The organism is Paenibacillus sp. JNUCC 34 (assembly GCF_058269055.1).
Genome location: NZ_CM177770.1, coordinates 887,501 through 902,204 on the forward strand (window position 1 = coordinate 887,501; position 14,704 = coordinate 902,204).

Consider the following 14,704-nt stretch of genomic DNA (forward strand, 5'->3'; position numbering starts at 1 on the left):
GATCCGGTGAAATTTTAATACCTGTGAAGATGCAGGTTACCCGCGACAAGACGGAAAGACCCCATGGAGCTTTACTGCAGCTTGATATTGGATTTGGGTACGATCTGTACAGGATAGGTGGGAGCCTAGGAAACAGGAGCGCAAGCTTCTGTGGAGGCGCCGTTGGGATACCACCCTGATCGTATCTAGGTTCTAACCTAGTACCGTAACCCGGTGCGGGGACAGTGTCTGGTGGGCAGTTTGACTGGGGCGGTCGCCTCCTAAAGAGTAACGGAGGCGCCCCAAGGTTCCCTCAGAATGGTTGGAAATCATTCGAAGAGTGCAAAGGCATAAGGGAGCTTGACTGCGAGACCTACAAGTCGAGCAGGGACGAAAGTCGGGCTTAGTGATCCGGTGGTACCGCATGGAAGGGCCATCGCTCAACGGATAAAAGCTACCCTGGGGATAACAGGCTTATCTCCCCCAAGAGTCCACATCGACGGGGAGGTTTGGCACCTCGATGTCGGCTCATCGCATCCTGGGGCTGAAGTAGGTCCCAAGGGTTGGGCTGTTCGCCCATTAAAGCGGTACGCGAGCTGGGTTCAGAACGTCGTGAGACAGTTCGGTCCCTATCTGTCGTGGGCGTAGGAAATTTGAGAGGAGCTGTCCTTAGTACGAGAGGACCGGGATGGACGTACCGCTGGTGCACCAGTTGTTCCGCCAGGAGCATGGCTGGGTAGCTACGTACGGAAGGGATAAGCGCTGAAAGCATCTAAGCGTGAAGCCCCCCTCAAGATGAGATTTCCCAATTAGTAAGACCCCTTGAAGACGACGAGGTAGATAGGTTGGAGGTGGAAGTGCAGCAATGCATGGAGCTGACCAATACTAATCGGTCGAGGGCTTATCCTACAAGTTTCATGAAGTGAAGCTTACATCGAAAGCATACGCTTTGAACTACGGTGTGAGGTGCTTCGGAAGCATAATTCGCAAATTCATGTTTCGTATCTAGTTTTCAAGTGATCAAACACTTGAATTGAATAATGTTCCCTGATAGCTCAGTTGGTAGAGCACTCGACTGTTAATCGAGTTGTCACAGGTTCGAGTCCTGTTCGGGGAGCCATTTATGGAGAGGTGTCCGAGTTGGCCGAAGGAGCACGATTGGAAATCGTGTAGGCGCCAAAAGCGTCTCGAGGGTTCGAATCCCTCTCTCTCCGCCACTATATATTTCAGTAAGGCCCGTTGGTCAAGGGGTTAAGACACCTCCCTTTCACGGAGGTAACAGGGGTTCGAATCCCCTACGGGTCACCACTTTATTATAAGTATTATTTTAACTCTTGATAAGTGGGCAGTATTTTGATAAGATGAAAGTCGGTTTAATTATGGAGGCTTAGCTCAGCTGGGAGAGCATCTGCCTTACAAGCAGAGGGTCGGGGGTTCGAACCCCTCAGCCTCCACCATATATACACCTTTTAATGACGCGGGGTGGAGCAGTTCGGTAGCTCGTCGGGCTCATAACCCGAAGGTCGTAGGTTCAAATCCTGCCCCCGCAACCAATTATATCGCTATAACAGCGGTAATGCCTTGTGGAACTGTGGTGTAGAGGCCTAACATGCCTGCCTGTCACGCAGGAGATCGCGGGTTCGAATCCCGTCAGTTCCGCCATTCTTCATTATAACCGAAAGAGCTTTTATGGCTCGGTAGCTCAGTCGGTAGAGCAGAGGACTGAAAATCCTCGTGTCGGCGGTTCGATTCCGTCCCGAGCCACCATTTGTTTTAACAACTGTATACGCCGGTGTAGCTCAACTGGTAGAGCAACTGACTTGTAATCAGTAGGTTGGGGGTTCAAGTCCTCTCGCCGGCACCACATGGAGGATTAGCGAAGTGGCCAAACGCAGCAGACTGTAAATCTGTTCTCGTACGAGTTCGGTGGTTCGAATCCATCATCCTCCACCAGTTTTATAGGGGCATAGTTTAAAGGTAGAACAGCGGTCTCCAAAACCGTTAGTGTGGGTTCAATTCCTGCTGCCCCTGCCAATAGAATTATGATTTTGAATATGGCGGTCGTGGCGAAGGGGTTAACGCACCGGTCTGTGGCTCCGGCATTCGTGGGTTCAAGTCCCATCGATCGCCCCATATATTTCAAAAATCATATTGGGGATTAGCCAAGCGGTAAGGCAACGGACTTTGACTCCGTCATGCATAGGTTCGAATCCTATATCCCCAGCCATTAATTTTTTTATGCGGACGTGGCTCAGCGGTAGAGCATCGCCTTGCCAAGGCGAGGGTCGCGGGTTCGATTCCCGTCGTCCGCTCCATTTTTGTTTTTGGCGCCATAGCCAAGTGGTAAGGCACAGCTCTGCAAAAGCTTTATCCCCAGTTCGAATCTGGGTGGCGCCTCCATTATAAACTATGTGCCCTTAGCTCAGCTGGATAGAGCGTTTGACTACGAATCAAAAGGTCAGGAGTTCGAATCTCTTAGGGCACGCCATTAGGTAAGCCGGTGTGGCGGAACTGGCAGACGCGCGCGACTCAAAATCGTGAGGGAAACCGTGGGGGTTCGAGTCCCTTCACCGGCATCATCAAAAAGAACGTGGATATTATCCACGTTCTTTTTTTGTGTTCTGTGGTTGACCGCCGTCATTCAACGAGCAGTCGGAAGAATAAACGGATAAGTAATAACAAGAACTGCGAATGATGGCATGGTGCCTGTTATTCGCTATTTGTTGTAGTCTTGTTGGACTGAGGTCTTACCCCTTCCCCGACTTAGGTCGAGGATGAAAAACCGTCCAGGGTCCGTTTTAGATTGAATAGAATTAACCTAAAATAAGATCATAAGGTTGAACAAGTCACAAATGAATGATAAATAAGACGGAAAGGCGGTGTATAAATGAGAAGTACAAAAGATAATGGAATGGGAATCCTCCTTATTGGTTTGGGTGCGTTAGTATTACTTGGGGTATTCGGTCCAGTGCTTGGATGGTTGTTCAGCTTACTGATACCACTGGCAATGATCGCACTTGGCTATTACGGAATCCGCCGCGGTAACACGTTTTTCGGCTGGATCATACTAGGTATCGGCGTATTGTCGCTGATCGGTAAGCTTTCCTGGCTGTTTGGCCCGATACTTGGGATTGTCTTGATCGTCTACGGAGTTTCTCGATTTAAAGGTGGAAATAGCCGTCGTTACTACTAATAAACCTGTAACACAATGAACTTGATAGAAGAGGAGGATAAAGAAATTATGAGTGTTTTTCGACGCATAAGGGACATCACGGCTGCCACTCTAAATGAGAAGCTTGAACAAAGTCAGGACCCAGTTCGATTGATTGATCAGTTTCTACATTCTACCCGGCAAGACATTACGGAGGCTGAGAAGCTGCTGCAACAGTGCGAGTCTCATACACGACAATTGAAGCTGCAGGTAAGCCAAGCTGAGACGATGAAGAATAAACGGGAAGAACAAGCACTTCTGGCACTGAAAGCTGGGGAAGATCATCTGGCAAAACTGGCTCTTCAAGAAAAACTGATCTATGAAGAAAAGATTGAACAGTACGAGGGGCTGTTAATTACTAGCCGCGAAGCGCTCAGAGAAGTAGAAGAACAGTTGGGTGAGCTTCGTATGGAATATCAGTCGGTGTACAGTAAACGTCAGTACTATGTTGCTCGGATGGAGACATTGCGCCTTCAGCAAAAAATGAATGAGCGCACAGGATCTTATGGTGGCCAAGATGTACCGAAAATGTTCAACCGGTTGGATGACCGTCTCAGCGATTGGGAGCTTGAAGCAAAGAGTCTCCGCGATATTCGCAAAATGGGTCAAGAGTATCTGGTTCAGACTGGTGAAAGTGTTTCAACTGTGCTGGATCGCGAGCTTGCCCGTTTGAAGGAGAAGCTGAATAACAGCGGAAAGGAGTAAATATGACAAGATTGTACCGTTCTACCAGAGATAAAATGTTCACCGGGTTGATAGGCGGATTGTCTGAAACGTTTGGTGTAGAAACAACCCTGCTCCGTATTATATTTGTCATCAGTATCTTCTTTACTGGCGGTACGACATTATTTATTTATTTGATCGCGTCATTGGTCATTCCGAAGGAACCATATTATCACGATCCATACGGCCCGGGCGGCCCAGGCCGTGGTCAGAACAATTACCATTATGGACCGAACGGCTCATATGGCGGATATAACAACCGTCCTGGCGGAACTTATCGTGATGCCCGGGACAACTTTGGACCGAGAAATGCAGGACCGTCATCTTATGACAGAGGATATGCCTCTAGACATGACGAAGCGTCAGAGGCTGATCTGGATTCCATGATGAAGGACATAGAGAAGAAGGCTATGAAGAAAGAAATAGAAGAACTTAAGAAAAAACTATCGAGGTATGAGAAGGGAGATTTATAAAATGGGAGTATTTAAAAGAATTAAAGATATGACAAAAGCATCGGTGAACGAGTTGCTCGATAAGGTTGAAGATCCAATTGTTATGCTGAATCAATATCTGCGCGACATGGAAGCAGAAATTCACGAGGCAGAGGTAACGGTTGCTAAGCAAATGGCTAATGAGCGCCGCATGAAACAACGTGTGGAAGAAGCTGTGAAAATGGCTGCTCAGCGTGAAGCTCAAGCAGAACTGGCTTTGAAGAACGGTCAAGAGGAAGTTGCACGTAAGCTTCTGGAAGAGAAAATCTATTTTGATCAAAAAGAAACAGAATACACAGAGCTTCACCTGCAGTCTGAAACCCAAGCCAAAGAATTGGTTGCTCAGCTTCATGAAATGAAGGATGAGTTCTACAAAATGCGCAACAAGCGTAATGAGCTTGTAGCTCGTGCTCAAATGGCTAAAGCGAAGAAGCAAATGTCGCAAGTAAGTAGTCTGCACTCGATCGAAAGCGGCAGCGCCTCGATGGGCTTCCACCGCATGGAAGAAAAAATTATGCAGTTGGAAGCAGAAGCGGATGTAATGCGTGCACCATACCGTCCGAACAACGTAGCTTACACTAGTCCTGTGGACGTTGAAAAGCAGATGAAAGTGGATGAGCAGCTTAACGCTCTCAGAAACAAAATGAATGGTGGCTCTGCAAAAGAAGGGAAATAGGAAGACGCAAGTCAGGATTTTATAAAAGAAGTATTCGTAAAACTAGGAAATGTGATAAACTACTGAATGAACTTGATGTACGGATATTGGGTATCCTTCATAATTTCGGGGTAAACCGTTCAGTATATAATGGTAAGCCATACGGTGCGGATTCCCGCACTGTTTTGGCTTTTCATGGCTTATAATCATCTTGGGGAGGTGCGGCATGGATAGAAATCGCTGGATTGCATTTGGATTGATTGGCATCGGTGTGTTTATGCTTTTCGGCAGATGGTTTGGTTTCTTTACCATCGTCGCTCTTCTACTGATGGTTGCAGGTATTCATCAGATTCGAAGCGGCTCTGTCCGAAAGGGATATATTATACTTGGTGTGGGAACCGTTCTGCTTCTTCTGGATCACCTGATGCTCATTATCGGAATCGGCTTATTGTCGCTCGGAATATTTTATGGGAAAGCACGCCGTGCTCACGAAAATGACCGATTCGTTCAAAGGCAGAATATTATGTCCAACTTTGATTGGGACAGTGCTCCATGGGTCATGAAGAGTATGAGCGTGTGGCATGTCCTTGGTGAGGCTGATGTGGATTTGTCGCTTGCATTGCCGGAGGAACGTAGTACGGTTATGATGTTCCATGGTATTCTTGGAGATATCGATTTAGCGCTACCTGACTATTATGGTGTAGAGATTGAAGCTTTTGTTCTTTTTGGATCTATAGACATCGGCAGGCAGCGGGAGACCGGAATCATGAATCGTCTGAACTGGAAATCGCCGAATTATGAATCTAGTGAATATAAAGTGAAGTTTATCGTTTCATATCTTGGTGGTGATCTCAACATACGCCTGGTTTGATCCAAGATACCGCAAAGTGAGGAAAGCAGGAGGGCTGCCCGATGAAATCGGAGAAAAAGGCTAATATCATTACCCGAAGTATCCGTGAGGGCACCCTTCTGGGCTTTGTGGTTATGCTGGTTACGCTGTACATTTTATATACATACGACTATTTCAAGCCTTTTGATTCCTGGAGGAATGGTATTCAAGCCGGGATAACGTTAGTGCTTTTACCGGTTAGCTTGGGAGCTGTGTATGGTTTTTTTCAGAGCTACCGAATAAAACGAAGGCTTGATGGGGTTAGGGAAACCTTAGTAACCTGGGAAAAAGGCGGCGTAACGTCAGCTGTCATGCCCGACATGGGCGAAGACGAAGTAGGACGCCTTGGAGAACAGCTGGGACGGATCAGTAAACGCTGGGAGGAGCAAGTGAATTCACTTCAGCGTTTATCTACGAACAATGCACAACTGGCTGAACAGGCCCGTGTAACGGCCATTGTGGAGGAGAGGCAGCGTCTGGCACGGGAGCTTCATGATTCGGTATCTCAACAGCTGTTCGCTATATCGATGACTGCCACGGCCGTTGGTCGTACGCTGGAAAAGGATTTTGGTAAAGCACAGCGGCAGGTAGCCCTGATTGAGGAAATGTCAGCGGTAGCTCAGTCGGAAATGCGGGCACTCCTGCTTCATTTGCGGCCGGTATACCTGGAGGGTAAAGCACTTGAGCAGGGGCTCCGTGAACTGATACGGGAGCTGCAGATTAAAGTCCCAATGGAGATTACATTGGAAATGGATGAAGGAGTAACCCTTGTGAAGGGGATTGAGAATCATCTATTCCGCATTATCCAAGAAGCGATGTCCAATACGTTGAGACATGCCAAAGCGGACAGAATGGACATCCGCATTCAGCGGAAGCAAAACACGGTGCGTGTTACGCTGCGGGATGATGGGGTCGGGTTTGAGGTGGATGATAAAAAACAAACCTCTTATGGTCTTTCTACCATGCAGGAACGGGTGACGGAGCTTGGCGGCTCCATACAGTTTATTACTGCGCCCGGTAAAGGAACTCGCATCGAGATATCCGTCCCTCTGATGGACGAAGAACGAAACCGGGGTGAAGTAGATGGAGTTGGAAACGCCAATTAAAGTGCTGCTTGTTGATGATCATGAAATGGTTCGAATTGGGCTTGCCGCCGTGCTGGGTACGGAGGACGGGATTGAAGTGGTCGGAGAAGCCGGCAGTGGAGAAGAAGGCATACGGTTAGCAGAAGAATACCATCCGGATGTGGTGCTGATGGACCTCGTGATGGAAGGAATGGACGGGATAGAGACCACTCGGCAGCTGCTAAAGCTGTATCCTGACTGTAAAGTTATCGTCCTTACCAGCTATTTGGATGATGAAAAAATGTATCCTGTCATCGAAGCTGGGGCATTCAGCTATTTGCTGAAGACGTCCAGAGCTTCCGAGGTTGCGGATGCCATCCGGGCAGCCGCACGTGGACAGTCGGTACTGGAATCTCAAGTAGCATCGAAAATGATGAACCGATTCCGTCACCCGCAAGCAGAAGCTCCTGCTCACAGTGAGCTGACGGATCGGGAAATGGAAGTGCTGCGCCTGCTCGCACAGGGCAAGTCGAATCAGGATATTGCAGATGATTTGATTATAGGTATTAAAACCGTAAAGTTTCATGTGACAAACATACTGGCGAAGCTTGGAGTTGAGGACCGTACACAGGCGGCCATCTATGCCTACAAAAACGGGCTCGCAGAGTAACTGTTCCAACATCAGTAGTAACAAAGATCCCGGCTGCCGGATAGCGGTGGGGTCTTTTTTGTTATGAACAGAATATTTTCGCTGTAATCGGGAATCCTTTTACTAGATTGATAGATTTCGGTATAAAGGGGCGGTTATACATGCAGCGGTTCGGAATGAAATTCATAGCGGTTATGGTGTTATTGTGCGGGATTACAGGGATATTAGCCGGATTCACGATGGATTCTACGAATAAGAGAGGTTCCGAGCTTTTGGTGGAGTCTTCCGGCAGTGAACTGGAACTGCTGTATGCACTGGGAACGGCACAGATGGATTCATCGCTGCATGTAACTGTAAAATTGCAAGGAGAGAGCAAGTCTTTGTCAGGTAAGGAAAGTGAACAAGCTGCGAGTATTCTTGCTGAAGAGATGGGTATAAGTGATCTGTCTGTTGAGCTAGAACACGGGGAAAAGGCCTATCGAGCTCGAGATGTCATCTCTGATATCGATATACGGATGGATTGGGTTCAGGCTGGAGAACGGAGCTACGTGAAAATACAACTGGATGCCCAAGGACCGGATGGTATTCAACACCTGATTAGTTTACAGGAGAAAGCTCAAGCTTCTATGATGAAAACGGGAATTAAACCCGCATGGAATGCTTCAATTCAGGGCACTGTATACAATGGGATGACAGCAGGTGAAACGGTACAAAGATTAGAGGAAGAGCTGGCCGTACAACTGCCACTTAATGCAGTGGATTCCTATCAGGATACCACGACCGAAAGCCGCTCCTATGAAGTTCCCTCTCTGAAAACCTATGTTATGGGTGGAGAGAGCCCTATTCATATGCAAATAGCAGTGCATGAAGATTCGATGAAGGAAAATAATAGAATTACAATCGGATTTCCCGTTATTACAATAGAATACTAAACTCGCTTTCTGAGATAACGATGAAAATGTATGAAATGAGATAGCATACTTTATATGAATATGCTAAAATGTCATCACATCATGTTATGTCGTGATGCATAAAAATACACTATATTACATAGAGAAAGAATGAGGAGCCATGGCTGAAAATCAAAATCTAGATTCATTAAAGACACCGGGAGCGGTATTTTTCATCTTTGGAGCGACCGGCGATTTGGCAAGACGCAAATTGTTCCCGGCGATCTATAGTCTCTATCGCGAAGGAAAGTTGGCAGAGGATTTTGCGGTAATCGGCGTGGCACGGCGTCCGCGGTCTCAGGATGAATTCCGTGAGGACGTGTATCGCTCGATTCAGGAATTTTGTCGATATCGTTCTGAACAGGATGAGGAATGGCGTAATTTCGCGCAGCATTTTGAATATAAATCTTTAGATATTAACAATATTGACGGATTCCGCGAGTTACGGGAGCAAACCGAGCAGCTGGAAGCCAAATTTAATATAGCTGGCAACCGCTTGTTCTACCTGGCGCTTGCTCCGGAATTATTCGGCAGTGTTTCCTTCAATCTGATGAAGGGCGGCATGCTGGATGGAGAAGGATGGAATCGTCTTGTCATTGAGAAGCCGTTCGGTTATGACCTGGAGTCGGCTGCAAAGCTGAATGAAGAAATCCGCCAGGTGTTTAAGGAAGAGGAAATCTACCGTATCGACCACTACTTGGGCAAAGAAATGGTGCAGAACATCGAAGTAATCCGTTTTGCCAATGCATTCTTTGAGCCGTTGTGGAATAACAAACATATCGCTAACGTGCAAATTACATTGGGGGAAACCGTCGGTGTAGAGGAACGTGGAGGCTACTACGATCATGCAGGCGCACTTCGTGATATGGGACAGAACCATATGCTTCAAATGCTTACTATGATTGCTATGGAGCCGCCTAGCCGTCTTCTTCCGGAAGATATTCGTGATGAGAAGGTGAAGGTACTTCGCTCTCTTCGTCCTTATGCAACACATGAAGAAGTGAAGGAGAACGTTGTCCGCGGTCAATATACGAATGGTTCCACAGGAGGTAAAGAGCTGCCTGCATATCGTAAAGAGGACAAGGTTGATCCGGAATCGAATACGGAGACGTATTTTGCTGCACGTGTGTTCGTGGACAATTTCCGCTGGGCGGGGGTGCCATTCTACATTCGCACTGGTAAACGCCTGCCGGTGAAAACAACGGAGGTTGTTGTTGAATTCAAACGTATGCCGGGCAATGTATATCTTGGGCAAAAGCACACGCTGGAACCAAACCTGCTCGTAATTCGGGTTAACCCGATGGAAGGGCTGTACGTGAAGATCAATGCGAAAAAACCGGGTTCGGAATCCGAAATCGAGCCGGTTGCTATGGACTTCTGTCAGAGCTGCATGGTTGGTATTAACTCACCTGAAGCTTATGAGCGCCTGCTGCATGATGCGGTCCGTGGTGACTCAACTTACTTCACACGTTGGGATGAGGTTGCATCGGCCTGGTCATTCGTGGATCGCATCGCCGAAGCTTGGAGAGAAAATCAGGGTGAGCTGGAAGCTTATCCTGCGGCATCGTGGGGTCCTAAGCAAGCGGACGAACTGCTTGAAAAGGATGGATTCCACTGGTGGCCTGTAAATGGACAAGAAGAAGATAATGTAGTATGGCTGAAGGGCTCGAATTAAATATTGTATCGCACCATCAAAAATCATCCTCATACGCTCTGCGTATGGGGTTGGTTTGCGTATGGATTGTGGTACAATAATGTACATGACTTTAGTACGAAGGGAACAGTGAGATGGGCAAAACAATAGATGAGCTGCAAAGTGAAGTGGATAAGCGCAGAACTTTTGCGATTATTTCCCACCCGGACGCCGGTAAAACAACACTAACGGAGAAGCTGCTGCTATTCGGTGGTGCCATTCGCTTGGCAGGTTCGGTTAAAGCGAGAAAGGCAAGTAAACACGCGACAAGTGACTGGATGGAAATCGAGAAGCAGCGTGGGATATCGGTAACTTCTTCCGTGATGCAATTTGACTACAAAGGTCACCGGATTAATATACTGGATACACCCGGTCACCAGGATTTCAGTGAGGATACTTACCGAACACTGACTGCAGCAGACAGCGCGGTCATGTTGATTGACGTGGCGAAGGGTGTCGAGGCTCAGACGATTAAGCTGTTCCAGGTATGTGCCAAGCGGGGCATTCCTATTTTCACCTTTATCAATAAATTAGACCGTGAAGGTAGAAGTCCGTTTGATCTGATGGAAGAGATTGAACAAGTACTTGGTATTCGTTCCGTCCCAATGAACTGGCCTATCGGTTCCGGACGTGAACTCAGTGGAGTATACGACCGAATGAAAAACCAGGTTGAACTCTTCCAAGGGGATGATCACTCATCCATCAAGGTTCAAAAGGTTGAGGATTACAATGACCCTGTGATCCGGGAAATGGCAGGGGAGTTTTTGCACGATCAATTGTGTCAAGAACTCGAACTGCTGGATGTCGCTGGAGACCCGTTTGATTTCGAAAAAGTGCTGAGGGGTGAATTGACCCCTGTATTTTTCGGCAGTGCGGTTAACAATTTCGGTGTACAGACATTTTTGGAAAATTTCCTTCAGCTCGCACCGAAGCCTGAACCCCGCCGGAGCACAGTAGGTCCTATACAGCCAACGGATGAGAAATTCTCGGGCTTTGTGTTTAAGATTCAGGCCAACATGAACCCGGCACACCGGGACCGCATTGCGTTTCTCCGTATCGTGTCTGGTAAATTTGAACGCGGTATGAGTGTGAAGCATGTCCGGGTAGGCAAGGATATTAAGCTTTCGCAGCCTCAGCAGTTTTTGGCGCAGGACCGGGATATTGTGCAGGAAGCATACCCGGGAGACATTATTGGTTTATTTGATCCAGGAATTTTCCGGATCGGTGACTCTCTCAGTCAGAGCGGTGATATCCAGTTTGATGAGATGCCAACGTTCTCACCTGAATTGTTCGCTAAGGTTACCGTGAAAAATGCATTAAAACATAAGCAGTACCAAAAGGGAATCGATCAGTTGACTGAGGAAGGTACAATTCAGGTGTTCCGTACAGTCAGCTTTGATGAAATGATTCTCGGTGTCGTAGGCCAGCTTCAGTTTGAGGTGTTTCAGTACCGGATGAAGGGTGAATACGGTGTTGATGTTCTGCTTCAACGTATGCCATATCAGTTTGCACGTTGGCTTGTTGATGAGAAGGTTGACCCGTCTAAATTCCGGATTAACTCAACGCTAGTTAAGGATAAGAAAGATAATTATGTTGTTCTCTTTGAGAATGAGTATGCGATGAGAACAGCCGTGGATAAAAATCCGACAGCGAAGTTTTTGGAGACTGCTCCTTAAGTAGAGTGGCTGTAATATTTCAAACATAAACAATCCCCCTGTCCATGTTCTGGCAGGGGGATTGTTTGTTCATTCCCGTTACCCGTCTAGCTTAGACCAGCTTGCCGGGCGTTACGGTCTTGAGGTGATCATGAAGGGAAGTGACAAGATCGTTTTGAGCCGACGGATTCATGTCTTTCCACATCATCTCGAACATGACGCCGAGACCAGGGAGGGCGGCTTCGGGCCCGTCCACGGAACCCTCGATCATAGAGCGAAGCTGCTCTTCGTCCTGATTATGGACTTTGTGAATGACGGCCTGCCTTAGATCTAACAATATGGACATCGAAATGTTCCTCCTTGTTATTTAAGGGTCATTGCTTAATGTACCCGCAGGAAGACATATAAATTCAAGATTAACGTTCAATATGGTATACTAACACAGATAACCTAGGGTTCGGGGGAGGAAAGAAAATGGCTAAGAAACAGTACGCGGTCATCGGTATGGGACGTTTCGGTACGAGTGTGGCCAAGGAACTTAGCGGGATGGGTTTTGATGTGCTTGCCATTGATGCCAGCGAGCACCGTATACAAGAAGTCTCTAATATGGTTACACACGCCGTGTCATCGAATTCGACGGATGAAGAGGCACTTCGGGCTCTGGGAATCCGTAATTTTGACGTGGTCGTTGTTGCGATTGGTGAGGACATTCAGTCAAGCATTTTAACGACACTGATTCTAAAGGATTTAGGCGTACCTGTTATTATTGTCAAAGCAAAAAACGAACTTCACGGTAAGGTGCTACAAAAAATAGGCGCCGATAAAGTGATATTCCCCGAACGAGATATGGGTTTAAGGGTAGCGCATCATCTGATTTCGCCGAACATTCTGGATTATATCGAAATATCGGATGATTACAGTATTATGGAAATGCGAGTATCAGCGGAGATGGTTGGTCAAAACTTGAAGGAGCTGAATATTCGGGTTCGATTTGGCTGTAATGTTATGGGTATCCGCAGTAACGGGAAGATGAACATTTCACCACACCCTGAAGATCGCCTTGCTGATGGTGATATTCTGGTTATGGTTGGACATAAGAATGATTTGACGAAGTTTGAGCTTGCTTACCCGAAATAAGTAATTTGATTATGGATATACGCCAGGAATGGGTGGAACATATATGGAAATTTTATCGCTGCAAAATGCAAGAGTAAAAAGCTGGACCCAGCTGCAGGAGAAGAAGCATAGGGACAAGCAGAACAAATTTGTGGTGGAAGGCATTCATCTGGTGCAGGAGGCGCTAATATCTGGAGCAGATATTGAATGTATTGCCTACGATTATGAACAAGGTATTCCTCATGAGCTTAAGGAATTACCGGACAATGGACAAAGTGTCGAATGGATCGGTGTGACGGAAGCGATTATTTCGAAAGTCAGCCATACTTCGACCCCACAGCCTGTGTTCGCGGTTGTTCGTAAAGAGAAGATGACATGGGACGATCTTTTTGCCCAAAAGGATAAACTAGTCATCGTCCTGGATGGCCTGCAGGACCCCGGAAATGTCGGTACGATCATCCGCAGCGCGGATGCATCGGGTGCTGGTGGCGTAATTTTGGGCAAAGGCTGTGCCGACCTATACAACCCGAAGACACTGCGTTCTACGATGGGATCACTGTTTCATCTCCCTGTTATAGAGGGGGACTTAACGAATATTCTCCCACAAGCTAGAGAAATGGGAGCACGATTAGTTACGACTTCTCTAGAGGGACAGACTACAGCCTTTCACTATGATTTTGGCGGTTCTTGCTGGATTGTTATCGGCAGTGAAGGCAGTGGTGTATCGCCAGAGGTTTCGGCACTTGTGGATGATGCAATCATCATTCCTATGCCCGGCAAGGCAGAATCACTGAATGCGGCTATGGCTGCATCGGTGCTGATGTTTGAAGCGCTGCGACAGCGTGAGTATTCAAATTAGCAATAGTTCCAATGTGAGTTACAACGATAACATCAAAATGAGACAACTATGCGGCAGCAAAAATCCTCGATATATGAGGTTTTTTCTGCCTTTTTGTTTGTGTGGGACGCGATGATAGATCATTTTATTCCGGAGTTCCAGAAATTTGACTTAGGGAGAGACAAGCATGGACACAAGCAAGTCAATTATTTTCCAACGAATCGAAGAAAAAGACGTTCCGATATTAACCGAAATTATGACGAGAGCCTTTGATCAGGACACGCAGCAATTTTTAGGGGATGAAAAAGGCGGGCCGCCAGGATATGATACCGGAGAGTTTATTCAGAAATGGGCGATTGAATCCCCTTCGGAATCTTTCAAAGTATGGCAGGACGATCATGTCATCGGTGCTGTCATTGTATGGATTCATGAAAATCACGAAAATCGGCTGGGCTGTTTGTTTATAGACCCAGAGTTCCATAGCCAGGGGATAGGTCTGAAGATATGGCAGAAAATAGAAGATGAGTACCCACTCACGAAAAAGTGGACAACGGAAACGCCAGGGTATTCTAAACGAAATCATCATTTTTATATCAACAAATGTGGGTTTAAAGTCATTAAGATATTGAGTCCGTTTGACATTCGGGAAGAGTGCTACGTTATGGAAAAAGAGATGTGATTGGGAAAATGAAGAAGAACAAGGACAACTACAGTACCCTTGCTCTTCTTTTTTACGCTTTGTCCGCATATCTTCTATGGAAGCTTGCTAAGAAGTGGGGTGCACGCCTCCA

Annotated in this window: 14 protein-coding genes, 16 tRNA genes and 1 rRNA gene (1 of these 31 only partly in view); 30 read left to right on the forward strand and 1 reads right to left on the reverse strand. The window is 46.9% G+C overall.

Going from position 1 to position 14,704, the window contains the following annotated elements:
• The 27 genes from AC2TF5_RS03930 to AC2TF5_RS04060 form a co-directional block, all read left to right on the forward strand.
• Positions 1-888 (forward strand): 23S ribosomal RNA (locus AC2TF5_RS03930); it begins 2,040 nt to the left of the window's first position.
• Positions 889-1,023: 135 nt separating this feature from the next.
• Positions 1,024-1,099 (forward strand) — tRNA-Asn (locus tag AC2TF5_RS03935).
• A 5-nt stretch (positions 1,100-1,104) separates the two neighbouring features.
• Positions 1,105-1,196: transfer RNA gene (locus AC2TF5_RS03940), tRNA-Ser, on the forward strand.
• Positions 1,197-1,212: 16 nt separating this feature from the next.
• Positions 1,213-1,287: transfer RNA gene (locus AC2TF5_RS03945), tRNA-Glu, on the forward strand.
• 73 nt (positions 1,288-1,360) lie between these two features.
• Positions 1,361-1,436, forward strand: a tRNA-Val gene (locus AC2TF5_RS03950).
• Between the two features lie 19 nt (positions 1,437-1,455).
• A tRNA-Met gene (locus AC2TF5_RS03955) sits at positions 1,456-1,532 on the forward strand.
• Positions 1,533-1,564: 32 nt separating this feature from the next.
• Positions 1,565-1,641: transfer RNA gene (locus AC2TF5_RS03960), tRNA-Asp, on the forward strand.
• Positions 1,642-1,670: 29 nt separating this feature from the next.
• Positions 1,671-1,746: transfer RNA gene (locus AC2TF5_RS03965), tRNA-Phe, on the forward strand.
• A 21-nt stretch (positions 1,747-1,767) separates the two neighbouring features.
• Positions 1,768-1,843 (forward strand) — tRNA-Thr (locus AC2TF5_RS03970).
• Positions 1,844-1,846: 3 nt separating this feature from the next.
• Positions 1,847-1,932 (forward strand) — tRNA-Tyr (locus tag AC2TF5_RS03975).
• Between the two features lie 7 nt (positions 1,933-1,939).
• Positions 1,940-2,013, forward strand: a tRNA-Trp gene (locus AC2TF5_RS03980).
• Between the two features lie 23 nt (positions 2,014-2,036).
• Positions 2,037-2,112 (forward strand) — tRNA-His (locus tag AC2TF5_RS03985).
• Positions 2,113-2,131: 19 nt separating this feature from the next.
• A tRNA-Gln gene (locus tag AC2TF5_RS03990) sits at positions 2,132-2,206 on the forward strand.
• Between the two features lie 13 nt (positions 2,207-2,219).
• A tRNA-Gly gene (locus tag AC2TF5_RS03995) sits at positions 2,220-2,294 on the forward strand.
• An 11-nt stretch (positions 2,295-2,305) separates the two neighbouring features.
• Positions 2,306-2,379, forward strand: a tRNA-Cys gene (locus tag AC2TF5_RS04000).
• Positions 2,380-2,390: 11 nt separating this feature from the next.
• Positions 2,391-2,467 (forward strand) — tRNA-Arg (locus tag AC2TF5_RS04005).
• An 8-nt stretch (positions 2,468-2,475) separates the two neighbouring features.
• Positions 2,476-2,555 (forward strand) — tRNA-Leu (locus AC2TF5_RS04010).
• Between the two features lie 311 nt (positions 2,556-2,866).
• Entirely contained in the window at positions 2,867-3,172 is a 306-nt protein-coding gene (locus tag AC2TF5_RS04015) for a hypothetical protein (RefSeq protein WP_491300956.1), read from the forward strand.
• A 48-nt stretch (positions 3,173-3,220) separates the two neighbouring features.
• Positions 3,221-3,895 (forward strand): PspA/IM30 family protein, encoded by a 675-nt coding sequence (locus AC2TF5_RS04020; protein WP_491300957.1) that lies wholly within the window; start codon positions 3,221-3,223, stop codon positions 3,893-3,895.
• Between the two features lie 2 nt (positions 3,896-3,897).
• Positions 3,898-4,386, forward strand: coding sequence for a PspC domain-containing protein (locus AC2TF5_RS04025; protein ID WP_491300958.1), 489 nt, complete (start codon positions 3,898-3,900; stop codon positions 4,384-4,386).
• Between the two features lies 1 nt (position 4,387).
• On the forward strand, positions 4,388-5,080 hold the full coding sequence (locus AC2TF5_RS04030; protein ID WP_491300959.1) for a PspA/IM30 family protein: 693 nt from the start codon (positions 4,388-4,390) through the stop codon (positions 5,078-5,080).
• Between the two features lie 205 nt (positions 5,081-5,285).
• Positions 5,286-5,930 carry a cell wall-active antibiotics response protein LiaF gene (gene liaF / locus AC2TF5_RS04035; RefSeq protein WP_491300960.1) on the forward strand — a complete coding sequence of 215 codons (645 nt, stop codon included), beginning with the start codon at positions 5,286-5,288 and terminating at the stop codon, positions 5,928-5,930.
• A 41-nt stretch (positions 5,931-5,971) separates the two neighbouring features.
• A complete protein-coding gene (locus tag AC2TF5_RS04040; protein WP_491300961.1) occupies positions 5,972-7,054 on the forward strand; it encodes a sensor histidine kinase in 1,083 nt (360 codons plus the stop codon).
• A complete protein-coding gene (locus AC2TF5_RS04045) occupies positions 7,032-7,682 on the forward strand; it encodes a response regulator (protein ID WP_491300962.1) in 651 nt (216 codons plus the stop codon). Before AC2TF5_RS04040 ends, AC2TF5_RS04045 begins: the two co-directional genes overlap by 23 nt.
• Positions 7,683-7,822: 140 nt before the next feature.
• Positions 7,823-8,593, forward strand: a complete 771-nt coding sequence (locus tag AC2TF5_RS04050) for a YwmB family TATA-box binding protein (protein WP_491300963.1) — start codon at positions 7,823-7,825, stop codon at positions 8,591-8,593.
• 139 nt (positions 8,594-8,732) lie between these two features.
• Complete coding sequence (gene zwf, locus AC2TF5_RS04055; RefSeq protein WP_491300964.1) at positions 8,733-10,286, forward strand: glucose-6-phosphate dehydrogenase; 1,554 nt, start codon at positions 8,733-8,735, stop codon at positions 10,284-10,286.
• A gap of 113 nt (positions 10,287-10,399) precedes the next feature.
• On the forward strand, positions 10,400-11,980 hold the full coding sequence (locus AC2TF5_RS04060) for a peptide chain release factor 3 (protein WP_491300965.1): 1,581 nt from the start codon (positions 10,400-10,402) through the stop codon (positions 11,978-11,980).
• Positions 11,981-12,071: 91 nt separating this feature from the next.
• Here AC2TF5_RS04060 and sspI read toward each other — a convergent pair whose 3' ends face one another.
• Positions 12,072-12,305 (reverse strand): small acid-soluble spore protein SspI, encoded by a 234-nt coding sequence (sspI, locus tag AC2TF5_RS04065; RefSeq protein ID WP_208917804.1) that lies wholly within the window; start codon positions 12,303-12,305, stop codon positions 12,072-12,074.
• Between the two features lie 128 nt (positions 12,306-12,433).
• On the opposite strand from sspI, the gene AC2TF5_RS04070 reads away from it, so the two are divergent.
• The 3 genes from AC2TF5_RS04070 (at position 12,434) to AC2TF5_RS04080 (ending at position 14,592) form a co-directional block, all read left to right on the forward strand.
• Positions 12,434-13,096 carry a potassium channel family protein gene (locus tag AC2TF5_RS04070; RefSeq protein WP_491300966.1) on the forward strand — a complete coding sequence of 221 codons (663 nt, stop codon included), beginning with the start codon at positions 12,434-12,436 and terminating at the stop codon, positions 13,094-13,096.
• 43 nt (positions 13,097-13,139) lie between these two features.
• Complete coding sequence (locus AC2TF5_RS04075) at positions 13,140-13,934, forward strand: TrmH family RNA methyltransferase (protein ID WP_491300967.1); 795 nt, start codon at positions 13,140-13,142, stop codon at positions 13,932-13,934.
• Between the two features lie 166 nt (positions 13,935-14,100).
• Entirely contained in the window at positions 14,101-14,592 is a 492-nt protein-coding gene (locus AC2TF5_RS04080) for a GNAT family N-acetyltransferase (protein ID WP_491300968.1), read from the forward strand.
• Positions 14,593-14,704: the final 112 nt, after the last annotated feature.

What these genes read in the sequence shown, in the direction of transcription:
- AC2TF5_RS04015 (WP_491300956.1), top strand. Translation starts at nt 2,867, where the DNA reads ATGAGAAGTACAAAAGATAATGGAATGGGAATCCTCCTTATTGGTTTG.
- AC2TF5_RS04020 (WP_491300957.1), top strand. Translation starts at nt 3,221, where the DNA reads ATGAGTGTTTTTCGACGCATAAGGGACATCACGGCTGCCACTCTAAAT.
- AC2TF5_RS04025 (WP_491300958.1), top strand. Translation starts at nt 3,898, where the DNA reads ATGACAAGATTGTACCGTTCTACCAGAGATAAAATGTTCACCGGGTTG.
- AC2TF5_RS04030 (WP_491300959.1), top strand. Translation starts at nt 4,388, where the DNA reads ATGGGAGTATTTAAAAGAATTAAAGATATGACAAAAGCATCGGTGAAC.
- liaF (WP_491300960.1), top strand. Translation starts at nt 5,286, where the DNA reads ATGGATAGAAATCGCTGGATTGCATTTGGATTGATTGGCATCGGTGTG.
- AC2TF5_RS04040 (WP_491300961.1), top strand. Translation starts at nt 5,972, where the DNA reads ATGAAATCGGAGAAAAAGGCTAATATCATTACCCGAAGTATCCGTGAG.
- AC2TF5_RS04045 (WP_491300962.1), top strand. Translation starts at nt 7,032, where the DNA reads ATGGAGTTGGAAACGCCAATTAAAGTGCTGCTTGTTGATGATCATGAA.
- AC2TF5_RS04050 (WP_491300963.1), top strand. Translation starts at nt 7,823, where the DNA reads ATGCAGCGGTTCGGAATGAAATTCATAGCGGTTATGGTGTTATTGTGC.
- zwf (WP_491300964.1), top strand. Translation starts at nt 8,733, where the DNA reads ATGGCTGAAAATCAAAATCTAGATTCATTAAAGACACCGGGAGCGGTA.
- AC2TF5_RS04060 (WP_491300965.1), top strand. Translation starts at nt 10,400, where the DNA reads ATGGGCAAAACAATAGATGAGCTGCAAAGTGAAGTGGATAAGCGCAGA.
- sspI (WP_208917804.1), bottom strand. Translation starts at nt 12,305, where the DNA reads ATGTCCATATTGTTAGATCTAAGGCAGGCCGTCATTCACAAAGTCCAT.
- AC2TF5_RS04070 (WP_491300966.1), top strand. Translation starts at nt 12,434, where the DNA reads ATGGCTAAGAAACAGTACGCGGTCATCGGTATGGGACGTTTCGGTACG.
- AC2TF5_RS04075 (WP_491300967.1), top strand. Translation starts at nt 13,140, where the DNA reads ATGGAAATTTTATCGCTGCAAAATGCAAGAGTAAAAAGCTGGACCCAG.
- AC2TF5_RS04080 (WP_491300968.1), top strand. Translation starts at nt 14,101, where the DNA reads ATGGACACAAGCAAGTCAATTATTTTCCAACGAATCGAAGAAAAAGAC.